The sequence below is a fragment of the Pseudomonas sp. 5Ae-yellow genome, from assembly GCF_014077575.1.
Classification (GTDB): Bacteria; Pseudomonadota; Gammaproteobacteria; order Pseudomonadales; family Pseudomonadaceae; genus Halopseudomonas; species Halopseudomonas neustonica.
Genome location: NZ_JACGWE010000013.1, coordinates 38,681 through 57,236 on the forward strand (window position 1 = coordinate 38,681; position 18,556 = coordinate 57,236).

Annotated in this window: 19 protein-coding genes; 8 read left to right on the plus strand and 11 right to left on the minus strand. The window is 58.7% G+C overall.

What is annotated here, in order from left to right; all coding sequences use genetic code 11:
- The 6 genes from panC (at position 1) to H4J77_RS10120 (ending at position 9,833) form a co-directional block, all read left to right on the plus strand.
- On the plus strand, positions 1-852 hold the full coding sequence (panC, locus tag H4J77_RS10095) for a pantoate--beta-alanine ligase (protein WP_182248196.1): 852 nt from the start codon (positions 1-3) through the stop codon (positions 850-852).
- Positions 853-1,102: 250 nt separating this feature from the next.
- Positions 1,103-3,043: an acetate--CoA ligase gene (gene acs / locus H4J77_RS10100; protein WP_182248197.1), complete on the plus strand. Its 1,941-nt coding sequence runs from the start codon at positions 1,103-1,105 to the stop codon at positions 3,041-3,043.
- Between the two features lie 73 nt (positions 3,044-3,116).
- On the plus strand, positions 3,117-4,298 hold the full coding sequence (locus H4J77_RS10105; protein ID WP_123889956.1) for an acetyl-CoA C-acetyltransferase: 1,182 nt from the start codon (positions 3,117-3,119) through the stop codon (positions 4,296-4,298).
- A gap of 208 nt (positions 4,299-4,506) precedes the next feature.
- Positions 4,507-5,820, plus strand: coding sequence for an acetyl-CoA C-acetyltransferase (locus tag H4J77_RS10110; RefSeq protein WP_182248199.1), 1,314 nt, complete (start codon positions 4,507-4,509; stop codon positions 5,818-5,820).
- 13 nt (positions 5,821-5,833) lie between these two features.
- On the plus strand, positions 5,834-7,975 hold the full coding sequence (locus tag H4J77_RS10115; protein ID WP_182248201.1) for a 3-hydroxyacyl-CoA dehydrogenase NAD-binding domain-containing protein: 2,142 nt from the start codon (positions 5,834-5,836) through the stop codon (positions 7,973-7,975).
- Positions 7,968-9,833: an acetyl-CoA hydrolase/transferase C-terminal domain-containing protein gene (locus H4J77_RS10120; RefSeq protein ID WP_218565769.1), complete on the plus strand. Its 1,866-nt coding sequence runs from the start codon at positions 7,968-7,970 to the stop codon at positions 9,831-9,833. The genes H4J77_RS10115 and H4J77_RS10120 overlap by 8 nt, the downstream gene beginning before the upstream one ends.
- Before the next feature lie 28 nt (positions 9,834-9,861).
- On the opposite strand, the gene H4J77_RS10125 is transcribed toward H4J77_RS10120, so the two are convergent.
- The 9 genes from H4J77_RS10125 to H4J77_RS10165 form a co-directional block, all read right to left on the minus strand.
- Positions 9,862-10,545 carry an MOSC domain-containing protein gene (locus tag H4J77_RS10125; protein ID WP_123889953.1) on the minus strand — a complete coding sequence of 228 codons (684 nt, stop codon included), beginning with the start codon at positions 10,543-10,545 and terminating at the stop codon, positions 9,862-9,864.
- Between the two features lie 74 nt (positions 10,546-10,619).
- Entirely contained in the window at positions 10,620-11,036 is a 417-nt protein-coding gene (locus H4J77_RS10130) for a hypothetical protein (protein ID WP_123889952.1), read from the minus strand.
- On the minus strand, positions 11,036-11,455 hold the full coding sequence (locus H4J77_RS10135) for an MAPEG family protein (RefSeq protein WP_182248203.1): 420 nt from the start codon (positions 11,453-11,455) through the stop codon (positions 11,036-11,038). Before H4J77_RS10135 ends, H4J77_RS10130 begins: the two co-directional genes overlap by 1 nt.
- Positions 11,456-11,527: 72 nt before the next feature.
- Entirely contained in the window at positions 11,528-11,995 is a 468-nt protein-coding gene (locus H4J77_RS10140; protein WP_182248205.1) for a GNAT family N-acetyltransferase, read from the minus strand.
- 4 nt (positions 11,996-11,999) lie between these two features.
- On the minus strand, positions 12,000-12,386 hold the full coding sequence (locus H4J77_RS10145) for an MmcQ/YjbR family DNA-binding protein (RefSeq protein WP_182248207.1): 387 nt from the start codon (positions 12,384-12,386) through the stop codon (positions 12,000-12,002).
- An 11-nt stretch (positions 12,387-12,397) separates the two neighbouring features.
- On the minus strand, positions 12,398-12,766 hold the full coding sequence (locus H4J77_RS10150; RefSeq protein WP_182248209.1) for a VOC family protein: 369 nt from the start codon (positions 12,764-12,766) through the stop codon (positions 12,398-12,400).
- A 33-nt stretch (positions 12,767-12,799) separates the two neighbouring features.
- Positions 12,800-14,389, minus strand: a complete 1,590-nt coding sequence (locus H4J77_RS10155) for an ATP-binding protein (RefSeq protein WP_182248211.1) — start codon at positions 14,387-14,389, stop codon at positions 12,800-12,802.
- A gap of 62 nt (positions 14,390-14,451) precedes the next feature.
- Entirely contained in the window at positions 14,452-14,808 is a 357-nt protein-coding gene (locus tag H4J77_RS10160; RefSeq protein WP_123889946.1) for a DUF1304 domain-containing protein, read from the minus strand.
- A 38-nt stretch (positions 14,809-14,846) separates the two neighbouring features.
- A complete protein-coding gene (locus H4J77_RS10165) occupies positions 14,847-15,854 on the minus strand; it encodes an AraC family transcriptional regulator (RefSeq protein WP_182248213.1) in 1,008 nt (335 codons plus the stop codon).
- A 121-nt stretch (positions 15,855-15,975) separates the two neighbouring features.
- Here H4J77_RS10165 and H4J77_RS10170 point away from each other — a divergent pair, with 121 nt between their 5' ends.
- Complete coding sequence (locus H4J77_RS10170; protein WP_182248215.1) at positions 15,976-16,878, plus strand: sterol desaturase family protein; 903 nt, start codon at positions 15,976-15,978, stop codon at positions 16,876-16,878.
- Between the two features lie 34 nt (positions 16,879-16,912).
- Positions 16,913-17,614, plus strand: a complete 702-nt coding sequence (locus tag H4J77_RS10175; RefSeq protein ID WP_182248217.1) for a pseudouridine synthase — start codon at positions 16,913-16,915, stop codon at positions 17,612-17,614.
- Here H4J77_RS10175 and H4J77_RS10180 read toward each other — a convergent pair.
- Both H4J77_RS10180 and thpR read right to left on the minus strand, forming a co-directional pair.
- Positions 17,611-17,979 (minus strand): cupin domain-containing protein, encoded by a 369-nt coding sequence (locus H4J77_RS10180; RefSeq protein WP_182248219.1) that lies wholly within the window; start codon positions 17,977-17,979, stop codon positions 17,611-17,613. The two genes, H4J77_RS10175 and H4J77_RS10180, sit on opposite strands and share 4 nt — an antisense overlap.
- Positions 17,954-18,526, minus strand: coding sequence for an RNA 2',3'-cyclic phosphodiesterase (gene thpR / locus H4J77_RS10185; RefSeq protein WP_182248221.1), 573 nt, complete (start codon positions 18,524-18,526; stop codon positions 17,954-17,956). The genes H4J77_RS10180 and thpR overlap by 26 nt, the downstream gene beginning before the upstream one ends.
- Between the last annotated feature and the right edge of the window lie 30 nt (positions 18,527-18,556).

An 18,556-nucleotide genomic window follows, 5' to 3' on the forward strand; every position in this document is an offset into this window, starting at 1 on the left:
ATGAACACACTGCACACCATTGCGCAGCTGCGTGCTGCGGTCAGTCGTGCCCGCCAGGAAGGCAAGCGCATAGGTCTGGTTCCCACCATGGGGAATCTGCACGCCGGTCATATCGCGCTGGTCGAGAAAGCGCTGCAACGCACCGATTACGTGGTAGTCAGCATTTTCGTCAATCCACTGCAGTTCGGGGCCGGCGAAGACCTAGACAGCTATCCCCGGACGCTGCCAGAAGATCAAGCCAAGCTGCACGAGATCGGCACTCACATGATTTTCGCGCCCAGCGTCAGTGATATATACCCCGAAGGTATGGAAGGCCACACCCGAGTCGCCGTGCCCGTGGTTTCCGAAGGACTATGCGGCTCCAGCCGTCCCGGCCACTTCGAGGGCGTTGCCACTGTAGTCAATAAACTGCTGAACATTGTTCAGCCTGATCTGGCTATCTTCGGTCAGAAAGACTTTCAACAACTGGCAGTCATTCGCAAGATGGCACACGACCTCTGCATGCCGGTACAGATCATGGGCGAGCCCACTGTACGCGCGGCAGATGGGTTGGCCTTGTCATCGCGCAATGGCTATCTGAGTGCGGAGCAACGCGCCTGCGCACCTGTGTTGTACCGGACTCTGCAGCAGATCGCCGAAAAGCTTCAGGCCGGTCGGCAAGACTTTGCGGCCGTGATTGATGAGGCGCGGGCGCAACTAGTCGACGCGGGGCTAACACCCGACTACCTTGACCTGCGCGATGCCCACAGCCTGCAACCCGTCACGACCGCAACCCGCGAGCTAGTCGCGCTGGCCGCTGCCTACCTGGGTAAAACCCGTCTTATCGACAACCTGCAATTCTCCCTCGCCTGATCTGACCTGCGCGGCGCTGCCCATGGCAACGCCGCGCAGGCTGTTTTGAGTCCGTTACCCAGTCGCGCGTTCCCCAGCCCCTTCTCATACCAAAGAAGGGTTGAATTGGGCGCGTCGATATCCGACGCTGTATGTCATGAACTGAGCGCCTGCCTATACTTTCCAGCGGCACTCGGGTCGTGACGACGCCGTGCTTGCTCAGGGTGACTGTCGCGACCGCCCCGACTTCAATAACAACAGGGAACCACCCATGTACAAGATCGAAAACCACAAGGTATCCGCTGCCGCGCGCGTCGGTAGTCATCTGGACGAAGCTGGCTATGAACGTATGTATCGCCAGTCACTGGAGCAGCCCGATCAGTTCTGGGCAGAGCAAGCCGAGCGTTTTCTGACATGGGATCAGCCCTGGAGCAAGGTTCAGCAAAGCGACTTGAGCAAGGGTGAAGCCGCCTGGTTCATTGATGGCAAGCTGAACGTTAGCGTCAATTGCATCGACCGCCACCTCGCCGAACGTGGCGATACGACCGCCATCATCTGGGAAGGCGACGACCCGCAAGAAGCAACACACATCAGCTACCGCCAACTGCATGAGAAGGTCTGCCGCCTGGCCAACGTGCTCAAGGCCCGTGGGGTGAAGAAGGGCGACCGCGTATGCCTGTATATGCCGATGATTCCCGAAGCCGCCTATGCCATGCTGGCCTGCGCGCGCATCGGCGCGGTGCACTCGGTGGTGTTCGGCGGTTTCTCCCCCGATGCCGTACGTGACCGCATTCTTGACTCCGACTGTCAGGCAGTCATTACCGCCGATGAAGGTGTGCGCGGCGGTAAAGCCGTAGCGCTCAAAACCAGCGTAGAAAAAGCCCTGAAGGAATGCCCAAACGTACACACGGTGGTTACCGTACGGCGCACCGGTGCTGATATTCCCTGGACTGAAAACCGCGATATTTGGTACCACGAAGCCATCGAAGCCGTCAGTGCCGATTGCCCGGCCGAGCCCATGGATAGCGAGGATCCGCTGTTTATCCTCTACACCTCAGGCTCTACCGGCAAGCCCAAGGGCGTGCTGCACACCACGGGCGGTTACTTGCTGATGGCCTCCATGACTCATCACTACGTATTCGACTATCACCCAGGTGAGGTCTACTGGTGCACTGCAGACGTCGGCTGGATTACCGGCCACTCCTACATCGTTTACGGTCCGCTGTGCAACGGCGCGACTACCTTGCTGTTTGAAGGGGTGCCAACCTACCCCGATGCGTCGCGCTGCTGGCAAGTGATCGACAAGCATCAGGTAAACATCTTCTACACCGCCCCTACTGCCCTGCGCGCGCTTATGGCCAAGGGTAACAAACCGGTAGAAAGTAGTTCACGTGCCAGTCTGAGACTGCTGGGCACTGTGGGTGAACCGATCAACCCGGAGGCGTGGGAGTGGTATTTTCACGTCGTCGGCGAGAGCCGCTGCCCCATCGTCGATACCTGGTGGCAGACCGAGACTGGCGCCGCCATGATCACCCCGCTGCCCGGCTGCACCGACCTGAAACCAGGCTCTGCGACCCGCCCGTTCTTCGGCGTAGAACCGGCGCTGTATGATCCGGAAGGCAATGAACTGGAAGGCGCTACCAGTGGCAACCTGGTCATCAAGCGTTCATGGCCGAGCCAGATCCGTACCGTTTACGGCGACCACCAGCGCTTGGTAGAAACCTATTTCAGCACCTACAAAGGGGTTTACTTCACCGGAGATGGCGCACGTCGTGACGAAGATGGTTACTACTGGATTACCGGCCGCGTGGATGACGTGCTCAACGTCTCTGGCCATCGTATCGGCACCGCCGAGGTCGAGAGTGCGCTAGTGCTGCACGATGCTGTGGCAGAGGCTGCTGTGGTGGGCTGTCCGCACGATATCAAGGGCCAGTGCCTGTATGTCTATGTTTCCCCAATGAACGGTATTACACCCTCGGATGAACTGGTGACCGAGCTCAAGAGCTTTGTCGCCGATCAGGTAGGTGCGTTTGCCCGTCCGGAATACATCCAGTGGGCTCCCGGACTGCCCAAGACGCGCTCCGGCAAGATCATGCGCCGTATCTTGCGCAAGATTGCCTGCGACGAGCTGGATACTCTGGGTGACACCTCGACCCTGGCCGATCCATCGGTAGTGGATGAACTTATCGCTAACCGATTGAATCAAGCCTGAGACAACTTGTCCTGAACACGAGGCGCCTCTATGCTTGTGCACTCAAAAAAGTGCCGCATAGAGGAGTTCGTTCATGCAAGAGGTCGTGATTGTCGCCGCCACCCGTACTGCCGTTGGCAGCTTTGGGGGCCAGTTCGCCCATGTTCCCGCCCACGAACTGGGTGCGACTGTGATCCGCGCGCTACTGGATCAAACCAAAATTGACCCCGCCATCGTCGACGAAGTCATCCTCGGCCAGGTACTTACCGCAGGTTGCGGCCAAAACCCGGCGCGTCAGGCAGCAATTCACGGCGGCCTGCCGCACGCGGTCCCTGCACTGACGCTGAACAAGGTCTGTGGCTCAGGCCTCAAAGCCTTGCACCTGGCTGCTCAAGCCATTCGCTGCGGCGATGCCGAGGTTATGATTGCCGGTGGCCAGGAGTCCATGAGCCTGTCACCGCACCTGATTCCGACCTCCCGTACCGGCCAGCGTATGGGCCACGGCAAGATGATCGACAGCATGATTCAGGACGGTCTGTGGGATGCCTTCAACGACTATCACATGGGCATCACCGCCGAGAATCTGGTCGACAAATACAACATCAGCCGTGAGGAGCAGGATGCCTTCTCCGCTGGCTCACAGCAGAAAGCCGTCGCCGCGCAGAAAGCCGGCCGCTTCCAGCGTGAAATCACCCCAGTGAGTATCGCGCAGCGCAAAGGCGACCCGATTATCGTCAGCGAGGACGAGCAACCCCGCGATGGCACCACCACAGAGAGCCTCAGTCGCCTCAAGCCCGCGTTCAAGAAAGAGGGTTCGGTCACTGCCGGTAACGCCTCCAGCCTGAACGACGGCGCTGCTGCTGTCATGCTGATGAGCGCAGACAAGGCCAAGGCGCTGGGCTTACCCGTACTCGCCAAGATCGCAGCCTACGCCAATGCCGGGGTGGATCCGGCCATTATGGGTATTGCTCCGGTATCGGCTACCCGCAATTGTCTGGCCAAGGCCAACTGGCAAATCGCCGATCTGGACCTGATCGAAGCCAACGAAGCCTTTGCCGCACAGGCGCTGGCCGTCAGCAAAGAACTGCAGTGGGATATGGATAAGGTTAACGTCAACGGTGGCGCCATCGCCCTTGGCCATCCGATCGGCGCCTCCGGCTGCCGGGTCCTGGTGACCCTGCTGTACAGCATGCTGGAGCGCGATGCCAAGAAAGGTCTGGCGACCCTCTGCATCGGCGGCGGTCAGGGTGTGGCACTGGCGCTGGAACGCGACTGACAGGTTGCTGCAGTCCTGGGGCGCTGAACAAAGTGCCCCAGGACTGCAAGCCAATCGCCTGAGCATTCATCTCATTTTACCCCTATCTGCAACCGCCCCCCACGCAGTGAACTGAACCCCGCCGATCCTGTCCTATGCTTGATCAAAGCGCAGCCGCGAGGCCAGCGCTATATTCCTACTCTGTGAATCATCAAGACAAGGGCTCCTCATGGATAGCCAGCCGCCTTCTATCGCTCCCAGCCACCAGCCGGTCTATATCGTTGACGGTGCCCGTACGCCCTTTCTCAAAGCACGCGGAAAACCCGGTCCGTTCACCCCGGTAGATCTCGCAGTGCAGTGCGGCCGTCCGCTGCTGATGCGTCAGGGACTGGCGCCGGACGCCTTCGATCAGGTGATTCTTGGCTGCGTCAACGTAGTCTCGGACGAAATGAACCCGGCGCGCGTCGCCGCTCTGCGCCTCGGCATGGGCGCAGAGATGCCCGCCTTCAGCGTACAAATCAACTGCGGCTCGGGCATGCAATCGATCGATACCGGTTACCGCTATATTCGTGACGGCGGCGCCGACTTGATTCTGGCCGGCGGCGCCGAAGCGCTAAGCCATGCTCCCTTGCTGTTCAAGCAGAGCGCCGTTAACTGGTTTGCCCAACTCAATCAGGCGCGAAGCCTGCCAGCCAAGCTCAAAGCACTCAGCCGCTTTCGACCTAGCCTGTTCAAGCCAGTGATCGGCCTGCAACGCGGCCTGACTGACCCGATCGCCGGCCTCAACATGGGACAAACCGCCGAACTGGTGGCGCAGCTGTTCGATATTCAACGTGAATCCGCCGACGCCTACGCGCTGATGAGTCATCAGCGGCTGGCCGCTGCCCAGGAAGGCGGCTGGCTGAAGGACGAAGTGATACCGCTATTTGATCGGCACGGGAAGCAGTACGATCAGGACGACGGCGTGCGCCCGGATAATTCGATCGAGGCCCTGAGCCAGCTGAAGCCGGTGTTTGAAAAGCCCTACGGTCAGGTCACCGCTGGCAACAGCTCGCAGATTACCGATGGCGCCAGCTGGGTAATCCTCGCCTCTGAGCAGGCGCTGATCAAGCATAACCTCACCCCGCTGGCCGTTATTGTCGACAGCCAGTGGTCAGCCCTGGAACCCGAGATAATGGGGCTGGGGCCCGTGCTCAGCAGCACCGCGTTGCTGCAGCGCCAAGGCCATCAGCTAGCCGACATTGACCTCTGGGAGATCAACGAGGCCTTTGCTGCCCAGGTACTCGCCTGCCTTGAAGCCTGGCAGGATGCAGCGTTTTGCAAACAGGTGCTGGGGCTCGACCATCCACTGGGGAGGCTGGACCCTGCCCGCCTGAATATCGATGGCGGCGCCATCAGCCTCGGCCATCCGGTCGGTACCAGTGGTAACCGTATCGTGCTGCATTTGGTCAAGGCGCTGCAGCGCCACGGCCTGCGTCGCGGGATCGCCACGGAATGCATTGGCGGCGGCCAGTCGGGCGCCATGCTGATTGAAACACTTTAGGGAGACTGACCCGATGACCGCCTCCGTCCTTTCTGCTCTGGCAGCCCGGCGCATGGAAATAGGCCCCTTCAGCCCAGCCGAGCTTAAGGTCAGCCCACGCCGCTGGCAGCATTGGCACCTGAAACGTGACGAGCAAAACGTCGCCTGGTTACTGATGGACAAGGCCGACAGCAGCGCCAACGTGCTTTCCGAAGCGGTACTGCGTGAATTCAGCGAAATTATCGCCGCGCTCAAGAGTGACATGCCCAGCGCACTGGTCATCCGCTCGGCCAAACCCGGCAGCTTTTGCGTAGGCGCCGACATCAGCGAGTTCCGTGAGCTGCACACCGAACCCGACGTCATCAACAAGCTGGTCGAGGCACATTTGCTGGCTCAGCACCTGGTTGATCTGAGCTGTCCAACCATCGCCATCATCCACGGCGCAGCGCTCGGCGGCGGGCTGGAACTGGCGTTGTGCTGCGACTACCGGCTGGCGGTCAAAGGAGCCACCTTTGGCGTACCTGAAGTGCTGCTGGGGCTGCACCCCGGTCTCGGCGGAACCGCGCGTTTACCGGATTTGATTGATCCGTTGGTGGCCATGGACATGATGCTTACCGGTCGCACTATTCACGACGCGCAGGCCAGCCAGCTCGGGCTGATCGATCAGCTGCTGGAAGAACGCCACATAGGCAAGGCGGTCACCGCAGTGCTGGATAAGCAGATAACGGTCGACAGACGCAACCTGCGCGCGCGCCCCTTCCGCCTTGACTGGGTTCGACGCCTGGCGGCCTGGCGCATGCGCAAACAGGCAGACGCCAAGGTCGCGCCCCAGCAATACCCGGCACCGCAGGCACTGATCAAGCTCTGGGAACGCCACGGCAATAGTCCGGATCAGGTATTACACCGCGAGATCTATTCGTTCGCCCATCTGCTGAATACACCCAGCTCACGTAACCTGGTACGCGTATTCTTTCTGCGCGAACAGCTCAAGGCGCTGGGCGATCCAGGCAAGGGCAGGCACAAACCCGCACCGGTCCAGCATGTGCATGTTATCGGTGCCGGTGCCATGGGCGGCGATATTGCCGGCTGGTGCGCACTACAGGGGCTGCGCGTCAGCCTGTTTGATACCGAACCTAAAGCCATTGGCAAAGCGCTCAGCAACCTGACTGAACTCTGCCGCAAGAAGCACCGCAGCGCGGCACAAACCCGCGATATCCTCGACCGCCTGATTCCCGATCCGGACAATAGCGGCGTGGCAGTAGCTGATCTGGTGCTGGAAGCGGTACCCGAAGATCTGCAGCTAAAGCGGCAGGTGTATGCCGAGATAGAGCCGCGCATGAAACCGGATGCGATTCTGGCGACTAACACCTCAAGTATCGCCCTGGACAAGCTGCGCAGCGGGCTGGCTGATGCGGGCCGACTGGTCGGCATTCACTTTTTCAATCCGGTGGCGCAGATGCAACTGGTAGAGGTAGTTGCCCACTCTACCGCGCGCAGCAGTGCACTGGAGCGCGCCAGCACCTTTGTTGGCCAGATCAACCGCCTGCCAGCCCCGGTTAGCAGCGATCCCGGCTTTCTGGTCAACCGCGCCCTCACACCTTATCTGGTAGAAGCCATCGGCCTGCTGGATGAGGGACTGAGCGCCGAAGCTATTGACCAGGTAGCTATCGATTTTGGTATGCCGATGGGGCCGCTAGAGCTGGCCGACCAGGTTGGGCTGGATATCTGCCTGGGGGTGGCCGATATGTTGCGCGAGCAACTCGACAGCAACCTGCCCGAAGCACCTGAGTGGCTGCGCAGCAAAGTGAGCAAAGGCGAGTTGGGCCGCAAGACCGGTAAAGGCATATACCGCTGGAAACACGGCAAAGTGCAGAAAAAATACCGCCGTAAGCAGGCCCCGCGCGGCACCCAGGAGCGCCTGCTGCTACCCATGCTCAATGCATGCATGGCCTGCCTGCGCGAAAAGGTCATTGACGATGCCGACCAGCTCGACGGAGCGATGATCTTCGCCACCGGCTTCCCTCCCTTCCGCGGCGGCCCCATGCAGTACGCCGAGCAGTTGGGCTTTGATACCATTGAGCAGCAATTGCAGCAGTTAAGTGAAAAACACGGCCCCCGCTTCACGCCAGACGCAGGCTGGACTGCTCCGGGCTGGACGGCCGCACCGGATGAGTGAAGTGCCGCAGCGCTTTGACAAAGCCGAAGCGCTGGTCGATGAAATCCTCAAGCGCCTCGGCAATGAGCTGGTGGTGGGCCTGCCACTCGGGCTGGGCAAAGCCAATCACCTGATCAACGCCTTGTATCATCGGGCGCGGGCCAACCCTGATATATCCCTGACCATCTGTACCGCCCTGACGCTAGAAAAACCCAGCGCCAAGAGCGAGCTGGAACAACGCTTTATCGGTCCTTTGTCTGCACGGCTGTTTGCTGGCTATCCCGATCTTGAATACGCCAGAGCGCTGCGCAGCGGGGAGCTACCCAGCAATATCACCGTCCGTGAGTTCTTTTTGCAGCCTGGCGGTTGGCTGGGCGTGCCGCTAGCGCAACAGCAATACACCAGTCTCAATTACACCCACGCGCTGGCAACGCTGCTGCGCTGGAAGGTAAACCTGATTCTGCAGCTGGTCACACCCGGTGAGACCTTAACTGACGGGCAGCCCGCTCGCTATAGTCTCAGCTGCAACCCGGACATCAGCGCCGATTTGCTCGAACAGCGCCAACGTGGCGAGCTACGCATGCTCAGCGTGGGACAGGTCAACCACGCGCTACCTTTCATGGGCGGCTCTGCCGATCGCCCTGCCAGCGACTTCGATCTACTGCTGCAGGGCGAAGAGTACGAGTTTGCGCTATTCACCCCGCCGCACAGCCCGGCAGCTACCAAGCACCACGCCATCGGCCTGCGGGTCGCTAGCCTGATCGTCGATGGCGGCACCTTGCAAATTGGCATCGGCTCGATTGGCGATGCCATCGCCTATGCCTTGCGTCTGCGCCAGCAGCAACCAGAGCGCTTCCGCGCATTACTGCAAAGACTGGAGCAACAAGACAGTCTGCAGGATCGCCACTGCCATCCCTTTGAACAGGGGCTCTATGGCGTTACCGAGATGCTGGTCGAAGGCTTTCTAACGCTTATTGAGGCAGGCGTCATCAAGCGCGAGGTAGAGGGCAAACTGATTCATGCCGGCTTTTTCATCGGCAGCCCCGTGCTCTATCAGATCCTGCAGCGCCTGCCAGCAAGTACGCGCGCCAAGATCGCCATGATGCCGGTCTCTTACACCAACAGCCTATACGGCGATGAACCTGGCAAGCGCCAGGCGCGCAAACACGCGCGCTTCATCAATAGCGCCCTGATGGTCACGCTGACCGGCTCAGTGGTATCCGACGGCCTGGCCGATGCGCAGGTGATCAGCGGTGTCGGCGGCCAATACAACTTTGTGGCCCAGGCGTTCGCATTGGACGATGCGCGCTCGATCATCACACTACCCGCAACACGTACTCAGGCCGGCAAGGTCTCCTCCAACATTTGCTGGCAGTATCCGCACACCACTATTCCACGGCACTTGCGCGACCTGGTCGTGACCGAGTACGGCGTCGCTGACCTGCGTGACAAAAGTGATGCTGAGGTAATTGATGCCATGCTGTCGATCAGCGATGCGCGTTTTCAACCGGCGTTAATGAAACAGGCTAAGCAGGCGGGCAAGCTGCCCCCAGCTTACCGATTGCCGGAGCATTACCGCCGCAATACCCCTGCGCAGCTTGAGTCCAGCTTGCGCACAATGCAGCAACCGGGTGAGCTACCCGCCTTTCCGCTGGGCAGCGGAATGAGTGTAGAAGAAGAGGATTTGGCGCAGGCACTGAGCGCATTAAAAACCCAGATCGGCAGCAAGCGAGCACTATTACAGTTAACTTGGCAAGGTTGGCGGGTCAGCGCCAGCAGCCGCCAGCAAGTGGCGCTAAAGCGTATGAAGTTGAGCAAGACTGGCGGCCTACGTGAAGGCATCTATCGGGCACTATTGCTGGCCACGCTGCCACGCTAGTGCGTTCAACGCACCAGGCGAGCAGAACTCAAAGCCCTGGCAGCTGGCCCGTCGCCTTTTCCGCCGCAGACCTGCGCTCCTCCATCTCTACTCGCATCTTTTCTGCGACAGGCGATTGTAGCACCCGCTGTACAAAGTCCAGGTTATGCCCCTTGGAATGGCAGTAGCGAAACACCTCGTTAATGGTCGGATAGATTACATCCGCCTGGATTACCGTCAGCGTTTCGCCCGCCTCAATGCTGCCCGGTTGCAACACACGCGCATAAGCCCCACAGCGCTCGGCCTTAGCGAAAGCTTTAACAAATAGCTTGTCGTCGACCCGGGCCGCCAGCGTAGAACAGGGAATACGTGGCGCGGTAATTTCCAGCAGCAACTCACCCGCCTGCAGACGGTCACCGATTCGCAGTGTTGGCCACCAATGCGAAACTGTCAGATTCTCACCAAAGAAACCCGGTTCAAGATCACGCTGCAATTGCTGCTTCCACCAGTCGATATCTTCCTGGCTATAAATATAGAGTGCCTGATCCGGGCCGCCGTGATGCTTGAGGTCGGCAATAAAGTCACCTTCGATGCCCTGTGCGCCTATAGCAACCACACCCTGCAACGGTTGCTTGAAATGACCGGTACGGGTATGCCGATTGCCTATCTGCAAAGGCTGCGCTGAGCCAGCATTGATAGAGAGCAAACGGGGTTCGTGGGTATAGGAAGACATAACAGCAGCAGACTCCGAGAAGAGAAAACAAAGTTTGTAGTCGACCGGATCAGCCTGCAGCTGTCAACTAAAGGTCAGCGCTTACGCACCAGGTAATCGCGGCCCAAAAATAGAAAATGCGCACTCCCCAGCAACGGCAGCACTACCAACATCATGGTGGCAGCCCGCGACAAGGCCATCAATTGATGAAACAACAATAGTGCTGCTATACCCAGCAGCAGGGTAATCACTATCGCCTGCGGCTTGGCCACCTGACGCTGCGGATAAGCCACCTTGAGCACCAGCTGGGTTGCTCCCCACAGGCCAATAAACCCGAGCGCCAGCATCGCTACCAGCTGCCAGGCAAACTGCGGATCGGCTCCCTCGGCAAATGCCATCGGCAATGCCACCAACCCCATTCCCAGCAACAGTACCAAGCTGCCGAAGCAGAGTACCGCCTCCAGCAGGTACACGCGGCCTCGACCGCGCAGCAAATCCATAAACCCGGCCATCAGCCAATCACCAACACCCAGGCAGCCAGCGCAGTCATCAATATGAGCACGACACAACCAAAGGTGAATAGGCGGCGGCGCAGAGGTAGCTGATTGGTTCCGGTATGCACCAGGGTATGAGCGATCCGACTGAGTACAAATAACCAGGCCAGCAACTGCGTCAACCAGCCCACTGCCCCCAGGTTCAGTAGCACCAGGACCAGCACGTAGAAGAGCACCGGCGTCTCGAACTGGTTACGGATATTGTTATTGATCTTGATAACGCTGTCGGGCCATGCGTCGCTGTGTAACGCCCGCCGAACCTCGTCAACCTGACCCAAGGCCAGCGCCTTGCTTTTGGCCCGAGCCAGCGCAACATAGCTTGCCAGCGTCAGAGCGATCTGCAGCAGCACTGGCAGCAAAATGAGTTGGGCATTCATATTATTATTCCCTTAAACCTGAAGGCACAAAGATAGCGGTACGCTGGTAGCAATGCCAAGCAGCTTGCCACCTCAATCCAGTATTTTTTGCATGCGATAACGCAGTAGCGTTACCCCTTCGCCGCGCTGCACTTCTTCCTGTGCAATCACGCTGAAGCCCTGCTGGTGAAAGAATGGCTTCGCCAGCATGCTGGCTTCGGTAAACAGCCTCGTCACGCCTTGCGCGAAAAGGCGCTGCTCTGCTGCCAGGTAAAGTGTGCTGGCCACGCCACTGCGTGCAGCGCGCGGCGCGCAATACAGCAGGTCGATGTGCCCATCATGGGCATAACCAATAAAGCCCAGCAGCCTCTGAGCGTCCTCGGCCAACAGCAACTCCAGACTGCCCAGATGCTTCTGCCAGCGTGTTACATCCGGTTTAAGCGGCGCCCAGGCTTCGCATTGTTGCGCGTTATAGTGACTGGATGCCAACTGGTGCACTGCTGTGGTAAATAAAGCAGCGCAGGCAGCACTATCCGCTGCGGTCCCATCACGGAGCCGCATTGACTTAGCGCTCAAGCTGATCCGCATAAAGCGCAGCCTTACCGTGCCTCGCTTCCAGCCCCAAACGCTGCGCCCGCGTCAGTCCCCGCACAACCAACGCGTAAGAATGATCAACCATGCGCTGCAACTCCCCCGCTGGAACCGAACCATCATCTCGGACCGTATTCCAGTGGCGTTTGTTCATGTGATAGCCGGGAGTAACCGCCGGAAATAGATCGCGCAATCCGATCGCCTGTTCAGGGTCGCATTTCAGGTTGATACTGGCGACACCAGCACGCTCGACCAGCAGAGCAAACATCTTGCCCTGGATTTTGAATACCGCCGCTTCCGGGCCAAAAGGAAAGTCTTCCTGCGCCTCTGGCTTGCCAAGCAAATAGTTACGTAAATCCATGCCTTATTGACTCACAGGTTCTGGCCTATACGCCAAAGCACACCACTAGGATCAGTCAGCGTGAAGTCAAGCATACCCCAGGGCTGCTCAACCAATTCAGAGAGCTGCACATGATACTGTGATGTCAGACCTACTTTTTCTAGATGAATGTGCCAGGCCCGTGCATCGTCAACCAACAGATGCATCATGAAATTGTCAGCCAGCGCCGGCTGGTAAAAGTCCTGCAACAGAAAGCTGCATTCGCCAAGACGAAAGTAGGCTACATCGCCCATATCAGAGGCCATTTCAAAGCCCACATCACGATAAAACGCCTTGCTTTTCACATAGTCTTGCGCGGGTACAAACGCCTTTATTTCCCTGGCTGTCAATTTGCTATGCATCACATCTCCCTAGATTAAATCCACTTGTCTCGATCACGCTGGCGTCTCGATGCCGGCTGCGTCCGTCAAAGCCGGCATCAACACATAAAAACAAGTTCCGGCGTCCGAACTGGTAAAACCGATCTCCCCGCCCATCTGCTCTACCAGCCCGCGCGTAATAGCCAGACCCAGCCCGGTTCCGCCCGCCCGGCGCTGCGAGCTGCTGTCAGCCTGAGTGAAACGCTCGAACACCTTATCCTGAAAGCCCAGCGGCATACCGCCGCCATGGTCTCTGACCTCTATTCGCCAGCGCGCACCATCCTCTACGCTCCTGACCTGCACATGAATGACTGCGCCTGGTGGCGAAAACTTGATAGCGTTGGATAGCAGGTTATCCAGTACCTGCTTAAACCGCGTGGGGTCGACTCGCACGCGCGCATCGCTGAAAGGATTCTCGTACTCAATACTCAGATCACGCTGACGCACAACCCCGTCCAGCTCCTGGACAGCGCGCGGTAGAATTTGATCAAGCTCCAAGTCCTGCAGCTCAAGTTGCATGCTGCCAGCCACGAGTTTGTCGATATCCAGTAGATCGTTGATCAGTTTGAGCAAATGCTCGCCGTTACGTTTGGCGAGCAGCACCATGCGTTCCGCGTCCTTGGATAGCGCCCCTACGACACCGCCCTGCAGCAAGCTTAAAGTGCCAAGAATGCTAGTCAGCGGCGTACGCAACTCGTGATTAATGGTTGAGATGAATTCGCTTTTCATCTTCTCCGACTCGGCGCGCAACATTTCACGCTCGCGCCGCTGCCGAATATGAGCGGCACTGGTGTAGCCCACAGCCAGCAGGATAAGCAATAGCAGCACGTATAAACCGACGCGGTAGAGTACGCCGTGAGTTTGCTCTGAACGCGGCTGCACAATCAAACGCCAGGTCACACTCGGCAACTCGATCAACATGGCCTGCTGCGGCAAGCCCGGTATCAGATCCGCGCCCCATATACGGGTAAAGGTTTCTGCGCGCCTGTCTTGCCCGCGCTGAAGCTGCACGTTGAGGTCCTGCCAGCGCGGCTCGGTGTCAAGGATGCCAAGCAAAGCAGACGCATCCATCACCGTACTGACCAGCCCCCAGTAACGACCATCGAGATAGACCGGCGAGCGATATACTAACCCGCTGCCGCCCTGAACCAGATTCAGAGGTCCGGCCAGAACGGGCTTACCTGTGCTCATGATCTCTTGCACTGCACTCCACTGAGCGGGCACATCACTATAGGCAAGACCTAACGCCGCCTCATTACCCTCGCGAGGATAAATCAACTCGATGCGGTTATTCGGCGCAATACCAATATTGATCAGGTAATCGACTTCCTCCAGCATGCTGGCCAGCCAGTCTTCGACGTTTTTCTGATCACGCAATCCTTGCTGACTATGCAGGAAGGACACCAGTCCTCGGGTTAAATAGATACCGTCGCGCAGCCTGGTTTCCAGCACGCTGCGCACGTCTGCGCCGCGAGACAATAGCTGCTGGGCAGACTGACTGCGGGCAGAGACATCGATCTGCCACATCAATACCTCGACCACCAGAATCCCGATCAGCAGCATCGCAAACAAAGACTGTAGCAATGAGCGGTAATAAGTCAGCATTCAACCAATCCACCAGAAAGTAGAAACCTGCTTCGAGTCTAGTGCAGTCAGCACGACAAAGCTCAGGACAAGAGCACAAGAACCAGCGCGAGTGCAGCTGGAGCCGCTTGTACATAAAGAATCTTGCGGCTAGCGGTCAGGGCGCCAAATACCCCGGCGATGATCACGCAGCCAAGGCAGAACAGCTTGATGCCGTCGCCCGCCGGTCCCAGGGCCACGCCCCAAATCAGACCCGCGGCCAGAAACCCGTTATACAAGCCCTGATTTGCTGCCATCACCTTGGTCGCGGCGGCACTCTCAGGTGTTTGGCCAAAGGATTTGAGTCCCAGCGGTTTGTCCCAGAAAAACATTTCCAACAGCAGGAAGTAAGCGTGTAAAAGGGCAACCAGAAGTGTTGCTAAAGAGGCGATGGCGTACATAGGCAATCCTTGATTAACGTTACGATACTGTAACGCCATCAGTCCGTCCGCAACAGCCTGCGACGCGCACTCAAAGGCGTTTCACCACTCCAGCGACGAAACGCTCGGTTGAACGCACTTTGCTCGGAAAACCCCAGCAGCAGCGCAACATCACTGAGCAGCAAGCCAGGATCGGCCAGATATTGCTTTGCCAACTGTTGCCGCAGATCATCCAGCAACCCGCGCCAGCTCTGACCCCGCGACTCCAGGCGTCGTTGTAGATGACGAACCGACATATGCAGCTCTGCCGCCACCCGCGGCAAGTTCAAGCTACCCTCTGATAACAATCGCAGCATGCATTGCTGCAAAGCGCGAGCAAATGCATCAGATTCCGGCAGCGCCAGGAGCGCCGCCTGTGCCTGCCGGTCGAGTAGCTGGCGCACACTGGGATCGCTATGCGGTAACGTCAGCGTTAACACGCTGGACGGAAAAACCACCTCGGTGCAGGCGGCCGAAAAAAGCACAGGGCATGCGAAGAACTGCTCGTAGGCAGCAACTACCTGCGCATCACCCGGCGCTGGAAAAGCAAAACTCACTCTCAGAGGCACCGGTGGCATCGTCAGCAAATGTCGCAGCAGGCTAAGCAGAGCAGCAATGGCGACGCTGTCTGCGAGCTCGCCGGTCGAGGCGTGTGCTGGCCAGACCAGTGCCACCTCGTTAGTCGAGGCACTTACCTGCACCAGGTCTTCGCCGTAAAACAAGCGCTCATAACGCTGATAAGCAGCCACACCTTCAGCAAGATTGTTACAAGCCAGCAGCAGGTAACCCAGCACCCCTACATGCCTCGGTTTAGCCTGCGCGCCTATATTCAGCGCAACTGCTGGCTCGCTTGGTCGAAGCGCCACCGCTTGCGCCAGCATGGACTGCCACAACGGCATAGGCACCAGATCTGCACCAGTTCGACTGTCCAGCAATAGGCGCAACTCCGGCGCGGGCAGTTGCTGCGCATCGAGCCAGTCAGTCAACAGCTGCACCCAGGCACCGGTGACTCGCAATGGTGTCGCCATAATGCACCTCCACTTTTGTCGTCTAGAGTCAAAAATCCGACATATAAAGTCAAGAGGCAAGCTCCCGTTAGGTTCAGTATTACAACTATAACCAAGCTAAAAAGCAGGGAGTAACGGCCTCATGGGCTTGTTCGAGATGATGCAACAGATGCTCGCGGACAGCGGCTTAAGCTGGCTGGCGATGGATGAGCGCCAACTGGTATTTCTGCTGGCAACACCGGTATTCATTGCCGTGTTTGCCTGGGAGTACCTGAAGATTCGTCACAACCCGACCTTGGTCGATGGGCGTGAGGCCATACGCAACTTTGCGCTGGGCGCGGGTTATCAAACCACCGAACTGCTCTTTGCCGGGCTTATCGCTTTTCCGGTTTACGCCCTGGCCTATCATCACCGGCTGCTCGACATTCCGCTGAACCTGTTCACTGCGCTGGCGCTCTGGTTGCTGACTGACTTCTGCTTCTACTGGATGCACCGCAGCTCGCATCGCGTGCGCTGGTTATGGGCTGCCCACGTAACGCACCACTCCTCCGAGCGCATGAACTTTTCGACCGCGATGCGCCAGAACGCGACCAATATCTTCAACGGCGGCTGGCTGTTTTACGTGCCACTGGCGCTGATTGGCTTCAATCCAGTGTGGATAGGCGTTTGTTACGCGCTGTCCCTGGTTTACCAGTTTTTTATTCACACCACCCTGGTTGGCCGCCTGCACCCGGTTATCGAGTACATCTTCAATACCCCTAATCACCACCGGGTACATCACGCGCGTAATCCAGGCTATGTCGATACCAACTATGGCGGCGTATTTATTATCTTTGATCGCCTGTTCGGCAGCTTCACCCGCGAACGAGCGGACCAGCCCATCGAGTACGGCATTACGCGGCCGCCAGAGCACAACAATCGATTATGGATGCACTGGCTGCACGAGTATCGTGACCTGGCGCGTGATATGCGCCAGCCGGGGCCGCTGCGTCAGCGACTGGCGCATCTGTGGCGACCGCCGGAATGGGAGCGTGGCAACGATTGACCCTCGGCCTGGGCGCGGCAGGTATAATCGCCCCATGAAACTCGATCGTTTTATCAGCAACCACACCGCCCATAGCCGGCAGGCCGCGCGTCTGCTGATCGCCAGCGGCCATGTGCAGGTAGGCGGACAACTGACCCACGATCCGCGTCACGAAGTCGATCAGTTCGTGCCCATCAGCCTGGATGGCGAGCTGCTGCAGGCCCGCGAAGCGCACTTTGTAATGCTGCACAAGCCGGTCGATTACCTAAGTGCGACCACTGACCCACAACATCCCACCGTGATGGAACTGCTGCCCTCGCCCTTGCGTGAGGAGCTGCACATTGGCGGTCGCCTTGATCGCGGCAGCTCGGGGCTACTGATCCTCACCAACGATGGCCTCTGGTCACGACGTCTGACCGAGCCCCGCATCAAGCTGCCCAAGACCTACCGCGTCACGACCTTACGCCCGATCAGCGCGGAAACAACCGAGCGCTTTGCCAACGGCATCTATATGACCACCGAACAGCTAACTACCTCGCCCGCAGAATTGGAGCGACTGGGCCCCTGCGAAGCCCGGCTGACCATCTATGAAGGGCGCTACCATCAGGTCAAACGGATGTTCCATGCAGTCGGTAACCAGGTGGTGGCACTGCACCGTGAAAGCATGGGTGCCATCGTGCTGGACCCGGCACTGCAGCCGGGCCAGTATCGCGCTCTGACGCAGAAAGAGATCAACTCGGTCGACCAGCCTGGCTAAGACTCCAGATCTTGATAGCATTGCGGCTGAAAACGCGGTGAGCAAATAGCCAGAAACACCAGCTCATCGTCGCCGGTATTACCAATACGCTGCGCGCAACCCGCCGGAATCAATACCACGTCGCCTGCCGAGACCCGCTGCGGTGCCAGCGTATCGAGATAGACCTCGCCCTGCCCCGCCTCAATCAGGTAACGCTCCACCACGCCAGTCAAGGCATGCCAGCGGGTAGTCACGCCCACCGGAACGCGCGCCCGCGCGATCGACACCGCTGGATCGTGCTCAGCATTCGATAGCTCGTTGATATAGCAGCCTTCTGCAAAATAATATTCTCTGTCCAGTTCAAGGCGCTTGATCAGGGGCGTCATCAGACATCTCCACAGGCAGGGTACTGGGATAACGCGCTATTACGCGGTAACGCGAGCCATTGTCACTCGCTTCACTGGTAAACAGACATATCTCGCTTACCCTCCAGGACGGCAACTTCAGCTGTCGATGCCGCGCAAGAAAGCGGCCCGAATGACCGGCGCCGCTGCCGCAACGCGCCAGGGTCACATGTGGCACAAAGTGCTGAGAATCAGGTGCCAGCAGCGTCGCCAACAACAGGTCCAGTTTAGCTCGCAACGCATGCAGCGGGGCGTTATCGGCAACGCCAGCCCAGAGTATGCTCGGTCTTGCTTGTGGGCCGAAATACCCGACACCGCTGACCTGCACATCAAGCGCCTGCCAGCAAAGAACGGACAGAGCCTGCTGCACCTCGCAGCTCTGAGCGTTACTCATCTCGCCAAGAAAGCGCAGGGTCAGATGCAGTTGCGCCGGAGTTTGCCAGCGCAGAGCAGGGGCGGGCTCAGCCAGTGCGGCCAAGGCATCAGCCTGCACCCTGGGCAACTCAAACCCGATGAACAATCGCGGCATCAGCCTGATCTCCGCTATGGTAACGCGCCA